We start from the raw sequence: 19,826 nt of genomic DNA on the forward strand, positions 1-19,826 counted from the left end.
ACGGCTGTTGCCGGCATGGCGATGACCCCAACATTGGCCTTGCGCCGCAATCGACCCGGAGTTTTGTTTGAGCGGCAAGCGGCGATAATCTGTAACCACTTGTTTCGTAACAACCTCTCAATTGAGTGAAAAACGTCCCATGAAAACCTGGACGAGAAAAATGCAGAGGCGCTGATTCATGACTGAGACTGTTTCATTGCCCGCCAACTACGCACCGCTGCTGGCGGAAATCAAAGCACGCGTGCAGGCTGCCAGAATCAGGGCTGGGCTGGCGGCCAACCGCGAGTTGCTGGCGCTGTACTGGGACATTGGCCGGCTGATTCTGCGAGCGCAGGAGTCCAGTGGGTACGGCAAGAAGGTGGTGGAGCGTCTGGCGCTCGACTTGCAGCGAGCATTTCCCGGCGTGGCAGGTTTTTCGCCGCTTAACGTCTGGCGAATGCGCGCTTTCCATGCCGCTCATTCGACGGCGCCGCCGATTCTGTCACCGGCGGTGACAGAATCGAGCAGCGCGAAAAATCTGTCACAGGCCGTGACAGATTCAGCCGGAAGACCAGCGGCATCGCTGCCGCCGGAACCCTTCGCCTCACTACCCTGGGGCCACAACCTGCTGCTGCTCCACAAGCTGGAAACCACAGCCGACCGCTGCTGGTACGCAACCCGGGCGCTGGAGTTTGGCTGGTCGCGCAACGTATTGGCGCTGCAGATCGAGTCGCGACTGCATGACCGGCAGGGCAAGGCGGTCACGAATTTTGGCGCGACCTTGCCACCGGTACAGTCCGACCTTGCGCAGGGCCTCACCAAAGACCCCTATCTATTCGATTTCTTGTCCCTGCGCAAGGATGCCAGCGAGCGTGCGGTCGAGAGCGGATTGATCCGTCATGTGGAGAAATTTCTGCTGGAACTGGGCGCCGGCTTTGCACTGGTAGGCCGCCAGGTGCATCTCACCGTGAGTGAGCGCGACTTCTACCTCGATCTGTTGTTCTACCACCTGACACTGCGCTGCTATGTGGTGATCGATCTGAAAGCCGGAGAATTCACGCCGGAGGCGGCCGGGAAAATGAATTTTTACTTGTCTGCCGTGGATGATCGCTTCAGGCATCCGGGAGACCAGCCTTCCATTGGGTTGATTCTCTGCCGCAACAAGGATCGGGTGATCGCCGAGTATGCCCTGCGTGACCTAAGCAAGCCCATCGGCGTGTCGGAGTACGTGACCCGTCTGGTGGATTCCCTGCCCGAGGCCCTGGAAGGCATCGTGCCCAGCGTGACGGAATTGGAGCACGCGCTGTCGGACGGTTCGGAATGACCCCGCACACCTGGAGCGAAGACCAGCTTGTCGAGCAACCCGCCATCGGGTTGTTTGCAGCGCTCGGCTGGCAGACGGTGTCGGCGCTGGAGGAAAGCTTCGGCCCCTCACCCCCAGCCCCTCTCCCGGAGGGCGATGGGAGAGTCTGGTTGGGCCGCGAGACCAGGGGTGAGGTGGTGCTGGTGCCCCGCCTGCGCGCCGCGCTCACCCGGCTCAACCCGACGCTGCCGGCCGAGGCGATTGACGCCGCCGTCGATGAACTCACCCACGACCGCTCGGCGATGAGCCTGGAAGCAGCCAACCGCGAGATTTATCGGCTGCTCAAGGAAGGCATTGCCGTCTCGGTTCCCGACCGCGAGCGCGGCGGCCAGAAGACCGAACGCCTGCGCGTGGTGGATTGGCAGCACCCCGAGAACAACGATTTTGTGCTCGTTAGCCAGTTGACCGTGACTGGCGCGCTCTACACCTGTCGGCCCGATCTGGTCGGCTTCGTCAATGGCCTGCCGTGGGTGGTGATCGAACTCAAGAAACCCGGTGTGCCGGCGCGCGCCGCCTTCGACGAAAACCTGACACACTACAAGCAACAGATTCCGGCGTTGTTCTGGTTCAACGCGCTGCTGATCGCCAGCAACGGCAGCGACAGCCGCGTCGGCTCGCTGACCGCCGAGTGGGGGCGTTTTTTCGAGTGGAAACGTATCGCGCGCGAGGACGAAGCGCGCCGCGTGTCGCTGGAGGTGATGCTGCGCGGTACGTGTGACCGTAGCCGCCTGCTCGATCTGGTCGAGAACTTCACGCTGTTTTCCGAGCACAAGGCGGGGCTGGTCAAGATCATTGGCCAGAACCACCAGTTTCTCGGCGTCAACAACGCCATCGCCTCGATGCTCGAAGCACGCCAACTCGGTCACGGGCGCGGCGGCGTGTTCTGGCAGACGCAGGGCAGCGGCAAGAGTTTTGCTATGGTTTTCTTCGCCCAGAAAGTGCTGCGTAAGCTGGCTGGCAACTGGACCTTCGTGGTCGTCACCGACCGCGTGGAACTCGATGAGCAGATCGCCAAGACCTTCAAGACCACCGGCGCGGTGTCGGAAGCCGAGGGCGACGAATGCCACGCCGCCAGTGGCGCGCACCTGCGCGAGTTGTTGCGCGGCAACCACCGCTACGTGTTCACGCTGGTGCACAAGTTCCAGACGCCGGAGTTGCTCTGCGAACGTTCCGACGTGATCGTGCTAACCGACGAGGCGCACCGCAGCCAGTACGACACGCTGGCGCTCAACATGCGTGCCGCCTTGCCCAAGGCGATGTTCCTCGCCTTTACCGGAACGCCGCTGATTGCCGGTGAGGAACGCACCAGGGAGCTCTTCGGCGACTACGTGTCGATTTACGACTTCCAGCAGTCGATCGAAGATGGCGCCACCGTGCCGTTGTTCTACGAGAACCGCACGCCGGAATTGCAGCTCATCAACCCGGACCTCAACGAGGACATCTACCGGCTGATCGAAAACGCCGAGCTCGACCCCGAGCAGGAAGCCAGGCTGGAGCGCGAGCTTGCCCGCCAGTACCACCTGATCACCCGCGACGACCGGCTGGAAACCGTGGCGCAGGACATCGTGCGGCACTTCCTCGGTCGCGGCTTTGTCGGCAAGGCGCTGGTGGTGTCGATCGACAAGGCCACCGCGCTCAAGATGCACGACAAGGTGAGGGTGTATTGGGGGGTGGAAACGGAACGGGTGCGGAAGGAACTGGGCGAGCTGCACTATCGACCGGGCGGCGGCATGACATCCGAGCAGGCGCGGCGCGACTTGCGCATTGCCGAACTGAAACAGCGCCTCGCGGTGCTGACCACTACCGACATGGCGCTGATCGTCTCGCCGGGGCAGAACGAAATCGCCCAGATGCAGGCGCTCGGCCTCGACATCGCGCCGCACCGCAAGCGGATGAACGAATCGCAGCCGGGCCTCGACGAAAAGTTCAAGGACACCGAAGACCCGCTGCGCCTGGTCTTCGTCTGCGCCATGTGGCTGACCGGCTTTGATGCGCCGAGTTGCTCGACGGTGTATCTCGACAAGCCGATGCGCAACCACACGCTGATGCAGACCATTGCCCGCGCCAACCGCGTATTTCCCGGCAAGCACAGCGGCGTGATCGTCGATTACGCCAACGTCTTCGCCTCGCTGGAAAAGGCGCTGGCCATCTACGGCGCCGGCAAGAATGGCAAGAGCCCGGTCCGGGACAAGCAGCAATTGGTGGCTGAACTGCGCGGCGCTATTGCCGAAGCGACGGCTTTCTGCGCCAGGCATGATGCGATGCTGGCCGGGATCGAGGCGCTAGCGGCCGGCGGGCTGGAACGCTTGCAGGCGGTCGAGGACGCGCTGAACGCGCTGATTTCCCCCGACCCGCTGCGCCGCGACTTCTTCGGCCATGAGCGGCTGGTGAGCACGCTCTACCGCGCCGTGAAACCCGATCCCGTAGCGCTGGAATTCGCCAGCCGGGTGGCTTGCCTGACCACCTTGGCCGAGGCCATCCGCGCCAAACTGAACCCGAACCCGCCGGACATCTCGCGGGTGATGAACGGCATCAACGGCCTGCTCGACGACTCGATCACCGGCCACGAAATCCGCGAATCCGGGCCGCCAGCGCTTGATCTCTCGAAGATAAACTTAGAGGCACTGGCCCAGCGCTTCAAGCAGTCCAAACACAAGAACACCGACCTCGAAGTGCTCAAGGCCACCATCCGCGCCCAACTGGAAAAGATGATTCGCTTGAATCGCACCCGCGCCGACTTTGCCGAGAAGTTCGCGGCGCTGATCGAGAGCTACAACGCCGGCAGCGCCACCATCGAGGGGCTGTATGCCGAGTTGCTGGCCTTGAGCAACGGCCTGAACGAAGAACAGGAACGGCACGTCCGCGAGAACATGAGCGAGGAGGAACTCGTCATCTTCGACATCCTTACCCGCCCGGCGCCCGAGCTCAGCACCGAAGAGCGCGCCGAAGTGAAGAAGGTCGCCCGCGAACTACTGATCCGCCTCAAGGGTTTGCTGGTCATCAACTGGCGGCAGAAATCAACCGCGAGATCACAACTGAAGCTGGCCATCGAAGACACGCTCGACAATGGCCTGCCACGCGCCTACACGCCGGAGCTTTACCACGACAAATGCTCGGCGGTGTTCGAGCATGTGTACGAAAGCTATCCGGAGCGGAATGCGGGCGTCTACGCCTGATTGCCAGCGTCGGCACGGGGATCGCAGACGTGAGCCGGCGGTCGCGGTGGAGTTTTTCAACTGGGGGTGATGGCCTCCTGCGGCCACACGGACAGTCGGCTCTGAAGAAGAACAGACCGCGCCCGAAAGTTCGTGCGGGCGCCCCAGCGAACCCGCAGCGTTACGCATCACCGCGCGCTGCAGTAACTTTGCGGACGCCGGTTGCGGTCGACGGCGTAAAATGGGCAAATTTCAAACTTTGCAGGAGTCAGCATGCCCCTCTTCCGCCTCGGTGAAAAACAGCCCCAGCTCGGCGAGAATGCCTGGGTTGCCCCCAACGCCACGGTGATCGGCGACGTCCATCTCGGAGCCAACGCCTCGATCTGGTGGAACGCCACAGTGCGCGGCGACAACGACCCGATTCACATCGGCGCCAACAGCAATATTCAGGATGGTTCGGTGCTGCATACCGACGAAGGCATTCCCATGCACATCGGCGCCGATGTCACCGTCGGCCATCTGGTCATGCTGCATGGCTGTACGGTCGGCGACGGCAGCCTGATCGGCATCGGCTCGGTGATTCTCAACCGCGCGGTGATCGGCAAGGGCTGCGTGGTCGGTGCCAATACGCTGATCCCCGAAGGCAAGGTCTTTCCTGACCATGTGCTGATCGTCGGCTCACCGGGCAAGGTCGTGCGCGAAATCTCGGCCGATGAGGTCATCCACCTCAAGCATGCTGCTGCCCATTACGTCGCCAACGCGCGGCGTTACAAGGACACGCTGACACCCCTGTAACACGCACCACGAAGTGAATCCGCAGCCGTAGCGAATCGCCACCGGTTGCGTTTTCGCGCCGGATTGCGCATCATGCGCGCCTCTTTTCAACCCCCCGCCCCATGCTGCCACCCATCGAACATCGCATCGCCAACGAACTGGGCGTCCGCCCGGCCCAGGTCAACGCCGCCATCGCCCTCCTCGACGAAGGCGCCACCGTGCCCTTCATCTCCCGCTACCGCAAGGAGGCCACCGACGGCCTCGACGACACTCAACTGCGCAACCTCGAAGAACGCCTGACCTACCTGCGCGACCTCGAAGACCGGCGCGCTGCCATCCTCGCCAGTATCGAGGGCCAGGGCAAGCTGACGCCCGAACTCAGGGCCGAGATCAGCGATGCCGAAACCAAGCAGCGCCTCGAAGACCTTTACCTGCCCTACAAGCAGAAACGCCGCACCAAGGCGCAGATCGCCCGCGAGGCCGGCATCGAGCCGCTGGCGCTCGGCCTGCTGGCCGACCCAAACCTGGCGCCGGAAGAAGAAGCCGGGAAATATCTCAATGCCGAAGCCGGCTTTGCCGACGCCAAGGCCGTCCTCGACGGCGCCCGCCAGATCCTGATGGAAAAATTCGCCGAGGATGCCGAACTGCTTGGCCAACTCCGTGAATACCTCAACGAACACGGTCAGCTGCGGTCGACCGTCGTCGAAGGCAAGGAAAACGAAGGCGCAAAATTTCGCGACTGGTTTGATTTCGCCGAGCCGATCACCAGCATGCCCTCGCACCGCGCCCTCGCCCTGCTGCGGGGGCGCAACGAAGGCATGCTGCACGTTGCGCTGGTGCTCGATTCAGAACTCGACGAGGCGAAGATCCAACCCGGACCCGGCCCCTGCGAACAGCGTATTGCCGTCCGCTTCGGCATTCGCAACCAGAATCGCCCGGCCGACAAGTGGCTGCAGGACACCGTGCGCTGGACCTGGAAGGTCAAGGTCCATACTCATCTCGAACTCGAACTGATGAACCAGTTGCGCGAGCGCGCCGAGGAGGAAGCCATCCGCATCTTCGGCAAGAACCTCAAGGATCTGCTGCTCGCCGCGCCGGCTGGCCAGCACGTCACCATGGGCGTCGATCCCGGCATTCGCACCGGCTGCAAGATCGCCGTCGTCGACGCCACCGGCAAGATGCTCGACCACGCCACCATCTATCCACACGAGCCGCGCTGCGACTGGGATGGTTCACTGTCCACCATCGCCCGTCTGGCGGCGAAGCACGGCGTTTCGCTGGTCGCCATTGGCAACGGCACGGCCAGCCGCGAAACCGACAAGCTGGTGCAGGACGTCATCAAGCGCTATCCGGAAGCCCGGCTGACCAAGATCGTCGTTTCCGAAGCCGGTGCCTCGGTCTACTCGGCTTCCGAACTCGCTGCCAAAGAGTTCCCCGATCTCGATGTCTCGATCCGCGGTGCGGTGTCGATCGCCCGCCGCCTGCAGGACCCGCTGGCCGAGTTGGTCAAGATCGAGCCGAAATCGATCGGCGTCGGTCAATACCAGCACGACGTCTCGCAGACCAAGCTGGCGCGCAACCTCGATGCCGTCATCGAAGACTGCGTCAATGCCGTCGGCGTCGACGTCAACACCGCCTCGGTGCCGCTGCTCACGCGTATTTCCGGGCTGAACGCCAGCCTCGCCGCCAACATCGTTGGCTATCGCGACGCCAATGGCGCCTTCCGTTCACGCAGCGAGTTGAAGAAAGTACCGCGTCTCGGCGAAAAAACTTTCGAGCAGGCTGCCGGCTTCCTGCGCGTGCCGAACGGCGACAACCCGCTCGACGCCTCGTCGGTGCACCCGGAAGCCTACCCGGTGGTCGAAAAAATCATCGTCGACCTCAACAGGCCGATCAAGGAAATCATGGGTGACAGCCGTGCCCTCAAGGGTCTAAACGCTAGCCGCTACACCAACGAACGCTTCGGCCTACCGACCGTACAGGACATCTTCAAGGAACTCGAAAAACCCGGCCGTGACCCGCGCCCCGAATTCAAGACCGCGACCTTCACCGATGGCGTTGAAAAAGTCAGCGACCTGCGTTCAGGCATGGTTTTGGAGGGCGTCGTCACCAACGTCGCCGCCTTCGGCGCCTTCGTCGACATCGGCGTGCACCAGGACGGACTGGTGCACGTTTCGGCCCTCGCCAACACCTTCGTCAAGGACCCGCACAGCGTCGTCAAGGCGGGTCAGGTCGTCAAGGTCAAGGTGCTCGAAGTCGACCTGCAACGCCAGCGCATTGCACTGACCATGCGCATGGGCGACGAGCCGGGCAAAGGCCGCAGTGCCGAAGCCGGCAGCCAGCGCGGCGCGCCCATCAATCGCCAACAAGCCCGCCACAACGCCCCAGCACCAAGCGGTAACGCCATGGCAGCGGCCTTCGCCAAGCTCAGGAAGTGATTGCTACGACCATAGAAGTAACGGCTGGCCCCAGGGTCGACCGGAAAAATGGCTCAAAAATGAAAAATGGCGCAACTTCGATCTGCGCCATTTTTTGTTGGAAACCCGGAAAACATGGGCTCAATGGTTTCAGTACTCCGGCCCAGTTTTCACGTTTCGAGCGGTAGGAGGGGCAAATAACGTGGCCTGATCCGAATGGCGCTTATTCCAATTAGCGTTCAAGATGATACTAATGCTAGAATATTCCTAAGTACAAGATACTTGGGAGGCATTGACATGGCCAGACCGCGGCGAGTAGATCCGGAATTGGTGACGCAGGCCCAAGCGGCCGTGAGAGACGCCGATAATGTTGAGGCCCTGCGCTGTGCGCAGGCGGTGGCTGCTACCGGCGCTATTGGGAGCGACGCTGGAGCAGAGCGCAGCGGTACTGGGCATAGGCCGAGCCACCGTGCCCAGGCTACAAGCGCGCCTGCGCCGGCTGTTGGCCAAACCGGACGCAATCCAACCGAATTGGGGTGGTCGCCGGCGAGCTTCGCTGCCACTGGAAGAGGAGGACCGTTTCCTGGCCCCTTGGGTGCAGGCCTCCAATGAAGGGGGAATTCTGGTCGTTTCGCCACTGCGTGCCGCGTTAGCGCAAAAGCTGGGACGTCCTGTGGCCGCCTCTGTCGTGTATCGCCTGTTGGCGCGGCACGGCTGGCGCAAGGTCGCACCCGACACCCGGCATCCGGCATCCGGCATCCGGCATCCGAAGAGTGATCCGCCGATCCAGGAAGCGTGGAAAAAAACTTCCTGAAACACTGGCAGCCCTCTTGAAACAGGAAGAGGTTTGGGGTCGCCGGGTGCGCCTGATGTTTCAGGACGAAGCGCGCTTTGGGCGCATGGTGCGAATTCGTCGCTGCTGGGCACCCAACCCAGCACGGCCAATGGTCTGCAACGGCTACGAGCGGGAGTTCATCTACGTTTATGGCGCCGTCAGCCCCATCGAAGGCGAGTTGGATTGGATGACCTGTCGGCAGATGAACACCGAACAGATGACGGCGTTCCTGGCCCGAGTCAGTACCGCGCATGAAAAGGAGTTCATGCTGATGGTCGTCGACGGCGCCAGCTCACACGTATCGAAGGATCTGCAAGTGCCAGAGAACATTCGTCTGCTGCGCCTGCCACCTTACGCGCCCGAACTCAACCCGCAGGAGCACGTCTGGGATGAGGTGCGGGAGAAGGAGTTTCCCAATCGTGTGTTTGCCGACCTCGGTAGTGTCATCCGCCAGTTGGAAGCAGGCCTTCCACGTCTGGCAGCAAATACCTCAGGGCTGCGCAGCCTGACCGCATGGCCATGGATTGTTAGTCTCAACTTGAACGCTACTTAGAATAAGTTAAGAACGGCGCGCTCAAATCTGAAGTGCAACACTTTCCGGGAGGTAATGTGTGGCGATGGGAACGAAATACGAACACCTGAGTTGTGAAGAACGCAAGATGATCCAGTTGGGGCTTGAGCAGGGCTGGACGCAGCGGGCAATTGCCCGCTGCGTCCAGCGCGCGCCGAGTTCGATCAGTCGTGAATTAAACCGCAACGGCTGGAGCAATCCCGCCACAGCACCCAAGAAACGCGGGCGTCCGCTGGTCGCGGGCGGCTATCGGGCGCCACTCGCGCAGCAGCGCGCCAGTATGTTGGCAAGGACCGCACAATGCCCTTCTCGACTCGCCCAGGATGGTCCGCTCTGGACGCATGTCGAACGCCTGCTGCGCGCCTGCCATTCTCCGGAACAGATCGCGGGCATACTGCAGCGAATGCACCCGGATCAACCCAAGCTTCAGGTCAGTCACGAGACCATCTACGCCCCGAAGGAAGTCCCCCTGGGGGACACCGCGCTTTACGCGATACCACGCGGCACGTTGCGCAGTGAGTAGATCGCCTGCCTGCGACAAGCGCGTAAGCGTCGTCGGCCGCGCGCCCGAGGCGAAGATTGCCGGGGCCAGATTCCTGAGATGACCAGCATCCATCTGCGCCCACCGGAGATCAACGAGCGTGTCATTCCCGGCCACTGGGAGGGCGATCTGATCAAGGGAGCACGCAATGCCTCGTCCATCGGCACGCTGGTCGAGCGGACCACGCTCTTTGTCACCTTGGTCAAGATGGTGTTAGCGACTGCCTAAAACCGCACAAATCTGGTGGCGATAAATGGCGGCGGAATTTGGCGGCGAGTGAACGAAAGAGGGGGCCGACGGCCCCTGAGCGGCAAAGATAGAGACGCGGATCAGAAAGGCGGATCGTCAATCACCACGTCGTACTGAGTCACGCGATTCTCGCTGGGTTGTTGCGCCAAGGCGAATTCGTAGTGCGCCCAGATCCGGTCACGCAAATCGTCAAGCAGCGTGATGACTGCCAGGGCCTGATCGGGCGACCAGTTTGGATCGATCAGCAATTCGAGGCCGCGACGCAGGCCGGAAGGCGGATGGTAAAGCTTCACGATGATCCTTTCGTCTTACGCTTCTTGGACTTGGCGGCCGCCTGCTCTTGCGCCTCCTTGCGTCGATAGGACTCGCCCTTGATCGACAGGATTTCCGCGTGATGCACCAGGCGGTCGATCATCGCCACCACGCAGCTGGCATTGGGAAACACCTCCGACCATTCCGAGAACGACCGGTTGGTCGTAATCAAGGTGCTCTTCTTCTCGTGCCGGCGGTTGATCAACTCGAAGAGCAGATCGGCATGACGGTTCGAATAGGACAAATAGCCGACCTCGTCGACCACCAACAAATCGGGCGCTGCATAGCGACGCAAACGGTAACGCAAGGCCGAATCGCTATCCAGACCGGCCAACTCGCCGAGCAACTGTCCGGCCGTCGCGAAGACCACCGTGTGCCCATTGAGGACCGCTTGGTGCGCGATATTCTGGGCAATCATCGTTTTGCCCAAGCCACTGCTACCAATCAGGAAGGCATTGGTCGCCGAATTCAGGAAGTCCAGCGTCATCAGTTCGGCGATGGCACGCTGATCGCACTGCTCGGGCCAGGCCCAGTCGAAATCGGTGAGCGGCTTGAAACGGCCAATATGGGCGCAGCACAGGCGGCGTTCCAGGAAGCGGCGGGAGCGTTCGGTTTCCTCCCAGGCCAGCAAGGGATCAAGCCAAGGCGTGTCGGCGCATTCGGCCCAATGGGCGAGTACCCCGTGCAGTTGCAAGGCGGTGGCGCGCTGGCGGCACGGATCAGAGGTCGTCATCGTCGTTCTCCATCAATGCGTCGTAACCGTCGAGGCGGTGCGGTCGCACCGGCACATCTTTGTGTTTGACGTGCTCCGGCAAACTCATCGCCAGCGGCGGCGGTTCTGCCTGGGCCTGCCGTCGGCGCTCCAGCGCCAGACGAACCGCGTTCGGATGCGGCACGTCACGCCCCAATGCGTCGGCAATCGCTGCCGTCAGTTCGGCTACGCCATAACGTTCGAGCAGATCAGCCAGCGCGCGAACTGTCCGCCCCAGCGACTCGCCGCGTTCGGCGGCCTGGGTCAGCAATTCCCGACTGGCCGGCACCGCCTGCACCAGATGATCCGTGGCGCGATGCGCACGGGCCTGATGTTTGTGTTCAACCAAGGTCGCGACGTGTTCGGGCCTCTCGATTTGTTGCCGCCGATCGAAGCTGCGGGGATGCGTGGCGACCACCGCCTGACCATCGAGAATGCGGACGTGATCCAGACTGGCGGTCACAGTGAGCGTGCGGGCCACGCAGGTGTGCGGGATCGAGTAGTCGTTGAGGTCGAAGCGCACATACGGCGTCTTGCCGGCCGACACGGCCTTGATCTCGTCGGCCGGAAAGGCATCGCCGGGCAGGGTCAGCAGCCGAGCTTGCTCCTGGAAGAACGCTTCGCGCACCGTCAGTGACTTGTCCTCCGGACAGCGCCGCTCGCCCGCCGGCCCGCACACCCAGGCATCGGCCTGAGCATTGAGGTCGGCAACGTCCTTGAAGCTGCGCCCAGCGAAGAAGGCATCGCGGATATAGCGGATCGCCCGTTCCACACGCCCTTTCTCGTTTCCCCGCACCACGGCCACCGGGCGGAGTTCGAAACGGTAATGTCCGGCCAGCGCCAAGAGCGTCGGGTTGAAACGGATGATCTGTCCTTGCCGCTCCAGCACTGCACTCTTCAGATTGTCATAGAGCGCGACGCGGGGACAGCCACCCCAGGCGGTTACGGCGCCGACATGGCCGCGCAGGAAGTTCTCCATATGAGCGCCGAGATAGAAGCGCAGGAAGATCTGGCGCGACCAGGACAGCACGGCCACAAAGCCCATCAGCGGCCGCCGGGCACGACCGATCTCCAGATGGCCAAAGTGACCCCAATCGATTTGCATCTGCTCGCCGGGCAGGGTGCGAAGGCGCAGGAAGGCTTCGGCTTTGGCGCGGGGTCGGTGGCGGGCAATCAGATGCCGGAAGTGATCCGGGCGCCCCGGGTAGCCCCGGGTCTTGACCATGCCGTACAAGCGACTGGCGCGTAAGCGCGGGAACTGTTCCAGTGTTTCGAGGATGAATGGCAGGTAGGGGTCAAGCGCCGAGGGGCGGCGAATTGGCCCCAAAGCCGGCAAACCAGCCTGGGTCAGCACGCGTGCGACGCTGTCGCGATGGATGTGCAATTGGCTTGCGATGGTGCCGATGCGCCAGCGTTCGGCGTGGTAATAGCGCAGGATCTGCGCTTCAATCCCGGGGGTAAGGGCCATGTGACGGTGATCTCCTGTCGGTTCGTCGAGAACGGCAAATCCGACGACGCAGGAAGTCCTGGCGCACCCAGTCCGGCAAGGGACACCGGCAACGGTGACAGGTCCAGAGCGCTGATTTGATCGGCATCGTCGGTTCGGGCGCCAGTAGATCAGCCGGGGCGGTGGGTGGGGAACCCTGATGCGCCACTTTCTCTTGTCGGGCCCGGTAGCGGCGCTGGCGTTCGGCATGGGTGTGACGGCCTCGCCGGCTGGCTTGATACCGGCCACCGGCGGCACGCGTCGACTGACGACGAGCCTGATCGGCACACTGCGTGGTGCAGTAGCGATGACCGCGATCACACCGGCTGCAAATGAGTACAGCGGCGCGGCAACCGGCGCAGAGATAGCGTCGTCCGGGGAGGTCCATTGGCAATTCGGCCAATGGGGAATCGACGCTGACGTTCGCTTTGTGAAATACTCGGCAAGCAACGTCGCCACTGTTGGGGCTGCGGGGCGCGGCATCGGAACTGGCTTGGCGGTTGGGACCGGTGTCGCGCCTGCGTTTCCACCGGCCGGTCAGCTTTCTACCGCATCGGTCGCGCTGGCGCCATCTTCAGTCGGGGCGGGGTCGCTTCAACCTGCTTCCGCAGGCACTCCGTTCGGCAATGAACCGTGCCATCCCCCTGCCGCGCTTCGCTTGCCAGACGCCGGTTTGCTCTGCAATCCCGCCACCGGAAGCCCTGCGGGCGGCAAATCGTAAAACCAGCATGTTCATGCTTGAAAAGCAAAACCGAAAACCACACCGCTGACCTTCAACCAGCCGTCGACGCCAGATTTCTACGGAAAGGCAGCACCGTTAACAGATGGAGGACGCCACGGCCGAAACCGCGGCCACGGCCTTTGGCGCTGTCCTCAACCGGGTTGACGCGCAACGACGCCTTTCCCTGACCTACGACCAAGGGCGCGAGATGGCGCAGCATGCGCGCCTTTCCGAAATCACTGGCGTCGCGGTCTATTTCGCCGATCTGCACAGCCCTTGGCAACGCGGCATCAACGAAAATACCAACGGCTTGCTTCGCCAGTATTTTCCCAAGGGATCCGATCTCTCTGGATTCTCTCAGACCGAACTCGATGCCGTTGCCTGGCAACTCAATACCCGACCTCGAAAGAGCCTCACCTTTCACTGTCCGGCCGAACTGTTTATCCCAGAATCCTTCGACTTCTTTAAGCATCATCATCAGCTTGTTGCACTTCGGACTTGAAACCGCCAACTTATTGCGCCCGCTTTTTCAGCCACAATGCTAGCGTTGGGCATGCTGGACGGCCTTAACTTAGCGCCATTCTGGGCTCGGGAGTTCGACAGTTCAGCGGCAAAAGTGGCCATTTTTGACACATGGCCCCAGTAACGGCGCGGGTTTCAGAGGATGTCTAAGAAAGTTGTGTGGTGGCACGCTAAGGCCTATTAAATTCTGACTTGACAGGACTCATGTCGGTGATGCTGTGGCGGCATGCATGTCAAGATAACCACCTCAGGAGGTCGCCGCTACGTCCAACTTGTCGAGTCCTACCGGGACGACGCTGGGCGGGTGAAGAAGCGTACCGTGGCGACGCTTGGCCGTCTTGATTAACGCGATGGCGGTCTCGATTCAGTGATCAAGGGGTTGCTCAAGGTATCGGGCCGTGAAGCCATGGTGGTTGTGCCACCGACACCGACGGTGAGCTTCGAGTCGGCCCGGGCGTTTGGCGATGTATGGACACTGACCGAACTCTGGAAATCGCTCGGTTTTGCCGAACTGAAGCGGGTGTTTCGCCGCACGCGGCATACGATCGACGTGGAAGCGCTGATCCGGGTGATGGTGTTCAACCGACTCTGCGATCCGGAATCCAAACTGGGCGTGTTGCGCTGGCTGGAGACGGTGGCCTTGCCTGAGGTCGAGGTCAAAGCGATCACGCATCAGCATCTGCTGCGCAGCATGGATGCCCTGATGGATCAACACGCGGCGGTCGATACCGTGGTGGCCGGCTTGCTGCGAGCGATGATCGATCAGGATCTGTCCGTCGTGTTCTATGACCTGACGACGATACGCGCCGAGGGACTGAGCACCCAGGAAAGCGATGTGCGTGCCTTTGGCATGGCCAAGGAAGGGCTGATTGCACGGCAATTCATGCTCGGCGTGGTGCAGACGGCCGAGGGCTTGCCGATCTACCACGCGGTGTTCGACGGCAATACGGCGGAGACAAAGACGCTGCTGCCGATGCTCAAAATCGTGTTGAACCGGTTCCCCTCGGTCAGTCGCCTGGTGTTGGTGGCCGATCGCGGCTTGCTCAGCTTGGACAACCTCGATGCGCTGAGCGAAATACGTCTGGCCAGTGGCCGGCCGCTCGAATTCATCCTGGCGGTGCCGGGACGCCGCTATCACGAATTCACTGAACTGCTCGATGACTTCCACAAGAGCCAGTGCCAAGCGGCAACCGTCGAGATCATCGCTGAAAAGACGTGGAACGCGCTGCGCTTGGTGATTGCCCACGATCCAGAACGTGCCGCCCTACAGACCCAACGACGGGACGAGCAGATCGGGAAGCTGATCCAGCGCGCCGCGCAGTGGGTGGGCAAACTTGACGATCAGGATGACGGCGTCAACCATCGGGGCCGCAAGCTCTCGGACAGTGGCGCCAAGGCGCGCTTCTTCCATGAGGTCAGCGAGGCCCATCTGTCGAAGATCATCAAGGTCGACCTGAAAAGCGAGCGCTTCATCTACGCTATCGATGAGCGCGCGCGTTCCTTGGCGAACCTGATGGACGGCAAACTGCTGCTGGTGACCAATACGACGGACCTGATCACCCGGGACGTTGTTGCACGGTACAAGTCGCTGGCGGATATCGAGCGCGGCTTCAAGGTACTCAAATCCGAATTGGAGATCGGACCGGTCACCACCGTCTGCCCGAACGCATCCGGGCTCACGCGGCGATCTGCTTCATGGCGCTGATCCTTTACCGGGTCATGCGTCAGCGCCTGAAAGCGGCCAACGCCGGGCTATCGCCGGAACGAGCGCTCGACTACCTTCGCCGAATCCAGCGTCACCAGATCCGGCTCAACGCGTCTGAACCCGTCACCGGCGTCTCGATCCTCAGTGCCGAGCAAACCGAGGTGCTGAATGTGCTGGACGTGAAAAAACCGACCGCCCCGCAGTAGCTGACGCTGTTGCAGTGGCATTCTTTAAATTCACCTCAAGTGAAATCAGTCACTTGCGCAATTAACTGTCGAACTCGGGCGCTCCGCCATGCGGGCCATCACCAGACGTGCACCCCGTCCGCGTCCTTGCGCTGCCGCAGCGTCTCCAGCAAGGACTCAAATTGCTCGTCCGTCAGCCCTTCCATCCGCGCAACTAACTGTTTGTATTCGCCTTGTTCCATTTTCGTTCTCCGGCCAGTGCCAGAATTATACCGCGCACACGGTTTAGTTGAACTCAGCCCGCGAATACGGCAATGTCTTCCTTCGCAATGAAGTGGATCCCTGAGTCGCCCCGCCCACCAGGATTTGCCAGTGCGCCAGGCACCTTGATCGAGCCGGAAAGATTCCGCGTGATAAGCCGGCCTTAAGTTTCGCGCATTACAATCCAGGCCATGTTCAAATCGGTCGCGTCGTACCGGGCACGATCTGGATGACGACGAAACCATTACCTCGCTCTCCCTGCTCCTCTGGATCACGCTCGAATGCCAGATGCTACATCGCAGCATGAGATCTCATTCGCCAATATGACCCCTTCGTTGAAGCGCTACGCCTGGCTTTCCATCGCTGCGGCCATTGCCACGATTCTGCTCAAAGGCACGGCGTGGTGGCTGACCGGTTCGGTCGGGCTGTTGTCTGACGCCATCGAATCTTTTGTCAACCTTGCTGGCGCCCTGATGGCGCTGTCGATGCTGACTCTGGCTGAGCGTCCGGCGGACGATTGTCATGCCTACGGGCACGGCAAGGCCGAATATTTTTCCAGCGCTTTCGAGGGCTTCCTGATTCTGCTGGCGGCTCTCAGCATCGGCTATACCGCCATGGATCGCCTGTCGCATCCTCAGGCGCTCGACGCAGTGGGCATTGGCTTGATCGTATCGGTGGTGGCCTCGGTCATCAATTTCGCCACGGCTCGTACCTTGATGGCGGTGGGACGCCAGCACAATTCGATCACTCTGGAGGCCGATGCGCATCACCTGATGACCGATGTCTGGACCTCCGTCGGCGTGATTGGCGGTGTCGGCCTGGTCTGGATTACCGGTTGGCTATGGCTCGATCCGGCCATCGCCCTCCTCGTTGCGGTGAACATCGTCTGGACCGGTTGGCAACTGATGCGACGTTCCGCCACCGGCTTGATGGATGGTTCCCTGCCACCCGAAAAGCTGGCGGAAATTGAAGTGGTGTTAAGCAGATATCGCCAGCAGGGCCTGGCCTTTCATGCCCTGCGGACTCGTCAGGCGGGCAGCCGCGCTTTCGTAATGGTGCACGTATTGGTCCCCGGAGATTGGACCGTACAGCAAGGCCATGACTGGGCCGAACGGATCGAAGTGGATATACGAAATGCACTGGGTCACGTGCATGTCACGACACATCTGGAACCGATCGACGATCCGCTGTCGATGATAGATCAGGATCTCGACCGGCCTTCGTCTTGATGATGATGCGGGCCACGGGAAGTGTTGTGTCGGTGAAATCACCGGGATGCGGGCGGGACGTCGCCGCGACTGACAGCCCCGGATCGACTTGAGGCTGCGATTCCGCGCACAAAGCCAATGCGTGGCAGCGAGGTGTGTTCTGCCCGCTGCGCAATGAAATCTCAACCGCGACGGCCATCCTGGTTTTTCAGTCTTTTTCGCCGTCGACCGCAGCAGCCTGTTGCAACTGCTGCTCGCGCAGCGCGCGCTGTTCCGGAGTTTCGAGACTGATGCGCCCGAGCGCGCCGCTGCGGTAATCGGTCAGCAGGATCGCCGCCGCCTTTTCGCAGTCGGGTTCTCCGCCCCGGCCCTTGAGCAGACAACCGCGCTTTCTGCCTACAGCTTCGATGACGGCTGTGCCGTCGAGCCCGTCGGTCGCGAATCCATAGCGCGCCGTGAGCAGCGCCGGGTAGCTTGCGAGCAGGAAGCCGGCGAGGAAAGTCGCTACCTCCTCGCCGATGTAGGCATTGACGCCGACCGCGTGACTGGCCGCCAGCATCAGGCCGTCGATGGGATGATCGATTTTCGGCCACAACAGGCCCGGCGTGTCGTAGAGGGTCAGCCGCGAGCTGATGTCGATGCGCTGCTGGCTCTTGGTCACCGCCGGCTGGTCGCCGACAGCCGCCACCTTTTTCCTGACCAGCGCATTCATCAGCGTCGATTTGCCAACGTTGGGGATGCCCATGATCATCAGGCGCAGCGGCTTGAAGGCATCGTTGCGGTGCGGCGCCAGTTGCTGAGCCAAGGCGGGAATACGTGCCACATCGCTGGCCTTCTTGCACGAAATCGCCACCGCTTTGACGCCCGGCTGCTCGGCAAAATAAGCCAGCCAGGCTCTGGTCGCCTGCGGATCGGCGAGATCGGCCTTGTTGAGCAGCTTGAGGCAAGGCCGCTGCCGGAACGCGCGCAGCTCGTGAATCATCGGGTTGCTGCTCGCCTGCGGCAGGCGGGCGTCGAGGACTTCGACGACGACATCGGCCATGGCCAGCGTTTCGGCCGCCTTTTTGCGGGCGGAGGTCATGTGACCGGGGAACCATTGGATGGACATAAAGGACGAGGCATCGCAGCAAAGGCTGCATTATCCCGTATCCGGCCGCCACGCGCCGTGCAACATCTTGTTACAATCCTTAACAGCTTGCGCAGCGCAGCCCGGTTATCTTTCACTCATGGAATCCGGCACGTCCGCTTCCGCACCCTCAACAGCAGGAGTACCCGAATGAAATCGCTTACGAGAATACTTGCCGCCACCCTGACCGGCGCCGTTCTGTCCCTCTCCGCCACCGCTGCGTTAGCCGACGGCCGTTACTACGATAATCGTGGCTGGGACAACAAACATCACGACCGCTATTACAAACGTCGCGGACCCGCAGTGGTCTATGCACCACCCTATTACGCGCCGCCGCGTGCATATTACGGGCCGCCGCGTGCGTATTACGCCCCGCCGCGGGCCTACTATGCGCCGCCGCCGGTGGTGTATCAACCCGACTATTATGTTACTCGCCCGGCGCCAGTAGTTTCCATCGGCCTGCCGCCGATCGTCATTCCTCTGCGCTGATCCGCCCGGGAGGTATCATCGGGGTCCAGCCATCACCGGACTCCCCATGCATATCTGGGTCGATGCCGACGCCTGCCCCGGCGTCATCAAGGAAATTCTTTACCGCGTCGCCGAGAGAACCCGCCTGCCGCTGACGCTGGTCGCCAACCAGTGGCTGAAGACGCCTCCCTACCCGAGCATCCGGTCGATTCAGGTAGCCAGGGGTTTCGATGTCGCCGACAACCACATCGTCGATCAGGTGGAAGCGGGCGATCTGGTCATTACCGCCGACATCCCGCTGGCCACCGCGGTGATCGACAAGGGGGCGCTGGCCCTGAACCCGCGCGGCGAGCTCTACAGCAAGGAAAACATCCGGCAGATGCTGGACATGCGCAATTTCATGGATACACTGCGTAGCAGTGGAGTCGACACCGGCGGGCCACCGGCTTTCAGCCAGGCCGACCGCCAGGCTTTCGCCAACCAGCTCGACCGCCTGCTGGCCAAGCGCTAGCAGAGTAGCCATCTTCAGGCGTGGCGAGCCAGCCATCCTTGCCTTGCCTTGCCTTGCCTTGCCTTGCCTTGCCTTGCCTTGCCTTGCCTTGCCTTGCCTTGCCTTGCCTTGCCTTGCCTTGCCTTGCCTTGCGGATATTCTCGGATCATAATTCAAGTCAGTTGTGTCGCCGCGTCCCGCCCCCTGCCGGTTTGCCGTTTCTTCGCGAGGTCAGAGATGAAACCGTACCCGACCTGTCTTGCCACTTCCTGGCTGTTGCTCGGCCTGAGCAGTCTTGCCATCGCGCAGGAGGATGTCACCGGGAAATGCCGGCCGCTGCTGCCAGACGCGCGCAAGAACGCGAATAGCCTGGCTGTAACGCTGGCGGGCGGGGGCACCAAGGCATCGTCGTTCAGCATGGGTGTTCTCTCGGCGTTCGCCAGCGAGAAGCTCGCGGCCAGCGGAGCGCCGGAGCGGGACAGTCGCGCCCTGTGGCAGACCGACCTTATTTCGACGGCTTCCGGTGGCAGCTATGCCGGCTACTTCCTCTATTCGCGGCTAATCCACCTCATGTCGCCGCAGGCCAGGTGCAGTGTTGTCGCGCCGCCCGCAGAATCAGTCAGGAGTTACGCCGAAACCGTCAGGGGCTATTTTGCCGACTGCATTCCCGCCAGTCTCCTGGAGCAATTCGACTAACCGGAAGAGGT

At 61.8% G+C, this 19,826-nt stretch carries 18 protein-coding genes and 1 pseudogene; 15 read left to right on the top strand and 4 right to left on the bottom strand.

The window, feature by feature from the left end:
• The first annotated feature begins 178 nt into the window (after nt 1–178).
• The 8 genes from IPP03_03915 to IPP03_03950 all read left to right on the top strand — a co-directional run bounded on the left by IPP03_03915 (nt 179) and on the right by IPP03_03950 (nt 9,863).
• Nucleotides 179–1,303, top strand: a complete 1,125-nt coding sequence (locus IPP03_03915) for a DUF1016 family protein (protein ID MBL0351848.1) — start codon at nt 179–181, stop codon at nt 1,301–1,303.
• Entirely contained in the window at nt 1,300–4,518 is a 3,219-nt protein-coding gene (locus IPP03_03920) for a type I restriction endonuclease subunit R (protein MBL0351849.1), read from the top strand. The genes IPP03_03915 and IPP03_03920 overlap by 4 nt, the downstream gene beginning before the upstream one ends.
• A gap of 252 nt (nt 4,519–4,770) precedes the next feature.
• Nucleotides 4,771–5,292, top strand: a complete 522-nt coding sequence (locus IPP03_03925; GenBank protein ID MBL0351850.1) for a gamma carbonic anhydrase family protein — start codon at nt 4,771–4,773, stop codon at nt 5,290–5,292.
• Between the two features lie 101 nt (nt 5,293–5,393).
• Nucleotides 5,394–7,709: an RNA-binding transcriptional accessory protein gene (locus IPP03_03930; protein MBL0351851.1), complete on the top strand. Its 2,316-nt coding sequence runs from the start codon at nt 5,394–5,396 to the stop codon at nt 7,707–7,709.
• Between the two features lie 346 nt (nt 7,710–8,055).
• Nucleotides 8,056–8,502 carry a winged helix-turn-helix domain-containing protein gene (locus IPP03_03935; protein ID MBL0351852.1) on the top strand — a complete coding sequence of 149 codons (447 nt, stop codon included), beginning with the start codon at nt 8,056–8,058 and terminating at the stop codon, nt 8,500–8,502.
• Between the two features lie 4 nt (nt 8,503–8,506).
• Complete coding sequence (locus IPP03_03940) at nt 8,507–9,076, top strand: IS630 family transposase (protein MBL0351853.1); 570 nt, start codon at nt 8,507–8,509, stop codon at nt 9,074–9,076.
• A gap of 64 nt (nt 9,077–9,140) precedes the next feature.
• Nucleotides 9,141–9,617, top strand: coding sequence for an IS30 family transposase (locus IPP03_03945; GenBank protein ID MBL0351854.1), 477 nt, complete (start codon nt 9,141–9,143; stop codon nt 9,615–9,617).
• Nucleotides 9,618–9,863 (top strand): IS30 family transposase, encoded by a 246-nt coding sequence (locus tag IPP03_03950; GenBank protein MBL0351855.1) that lies wholly within the window; start codon nt 9,618–9,620, stop codon nt 9,861–9,863.
• A 101-nt stretch (nt 9,864–9,964) separates the two neighbouring features.
• Here IPP03_03950 and IPP03_03955 read toward each other — a convergent pair whose 3' ends face one another.
• Genes IPP03_03955 through IPP03_03965 form a run of 3 tightly spaced genes read right to left on the bottom strand, consistent with a single transcriptional unit; the run spans nt 9,965 to nt 12,415 of the window.
• Nucleotides 9,965–10,177, bottom strand: a complete 213-nt coding sequence (locus IPP03_03955; GenBank protein MBL0351856.1) for a hypothetical protein — start codon at nt 10,175–10,177, stop codon at nt 9,965–9,967.
• Nucleotides 10,174–10,929, bottom strand: coding sequence for an ATP-binding protein (locus tag IPP03_03960; GenBank protein MBL0351857.1), 756 nt, complete (start codon nt 10,927–10,929; stop codon nt 10,174–10,176). Before IPP03_03960 ends, IPP03_03955 begins: the two co-directional genes overlap by 4 nt.
• Nucleotides 10,916–12,415, bottom strand: coding sequence for an IS21 family transposase (locus IPP03_03965; protein MBL0351858.1), 1,500 nt, complete (start codon nt 12,413–12,415; stop codon nt 10,916–10,918). Before IPP03_03965 ends, IPP03_03960 begins: the two co-directional genes overlap by 14 nt.
• 178 nt (nt 12,416–12,593) lie before the next feature.
• On the opposite strand from IPP03_03965, the gene IPP03_03970 reads away from it, so the two are divergent.
• From IPP03_03970 to IPP03_03985, 4 genes and pseudogenes are all read left to right on the top strand, one after another.
• Nucleotides 12,594–13,154: a hypothetical protein gene (locus tag IPP03_03970; GenBank protein MBL0351859.1), complete on the top strand. Its 561-nt coding sequence runs from the start codon at nt 12,594–12,596 to the stop codon at nt 13,152–13,154.
• 103 nt (nt 13,155–13,257) lie between these two features.
• A complete protein-coding gene (locus IPP03_03975) occupies nt 13,258–13,656 on the top strand; it encodes an IS30 family transposase (protein ID MBL0351860.1) in 399 nt (132 codons plus the stop codon).
• Nucleotides 13,657–13,902: 246 nt separating this feature from the next.
• A pseudogene (locus tag IPP03_03980) lies at nt 13,903–15,587 on the top strand (IS1634 family transposase).
• A gap of 563 nt (nt 15,588–16,150) precedes the next feature.
• Nucleotides 16,151–17,056, top strand: coding sequence for a cation transporter (locus IPP03_03985; GenBank protein MBL0351861.1), 906 nt, complete (start codon nt 16,151–16,153; stop codon nt 17,054–17,056).
• A gap of 187 nt (nt 17,057–17,243) precedes the next feature.
• Here IPP03_03985 and ylqF read toward each other — a convergent pair whose 3' ends face one another.
• Nucleotides 17,244–18,143 (bottom strand): ribosome biogenesis GTPase YlqF, encoded by a 900-nt coding sequence (gene ylqF, locus IPP03_03990; protein MBL0351862.1) that lies wholly within the window; start codon nt 18,141–18,143, stop codon nt 17,244–17,246.
• Between the two features lie 168 nt (nt 18,144–18,311).
• On the opposite strand from ylqF, the gene IPP03_03995 reads away from it, so the two are divergent.
• The 3 genes from IPP03_03995 (at nt 18,312) to IPP03_04005 (ending at nt 19,815) form a co-directional block, all read left to right on the top strand.
• Complete coding sequence (locus IPP03_03995; protein ID MBL0351863.1) at nt 18,312–18,650, top strand: hypothetical protein; 339 nt, start codon at nt 18,312–18,314, stop codon at nt 18,648–18,650.
• A gap of 46 nt (nt 18,651–18,696) precedes the next feature.
• A complete protein-coding gene (locus IPP03_04000; protein ID MBL0351864.1) occupies nt 18,697–19,140 on the top strand; it encodes a YaiI/YqxD family protein in 444 nt (147 codons plus the stop codon).
• Nucleotides 19,141–19,356: 216 nt separating this feature from the next.
• Nucleotides 19,357–19,815, top strand: coding sequence for a hypothetical protein (locus tag IPP03_04005; protein ID MBL0351865.1), 459 nt, complete (start codon nt 19,357–19,359; stop codon nt 19,813–19,815).
• The last annotated feature ends 11 nt before the right edge of the window (nt 19,816–19,826 follow it).

It is taken from the genome of Candidatus Dechloromonas phosphoritropha (genome assembly GCA_016722705.1).
Taxonomy (GTDB): domain Bacteria; phylum Pseudomonadota; class Gammaproteobacteria; order Burkholderiales; family Rhodocyclaceae; genus Azonexus; species Azonexus phosphoritrophus.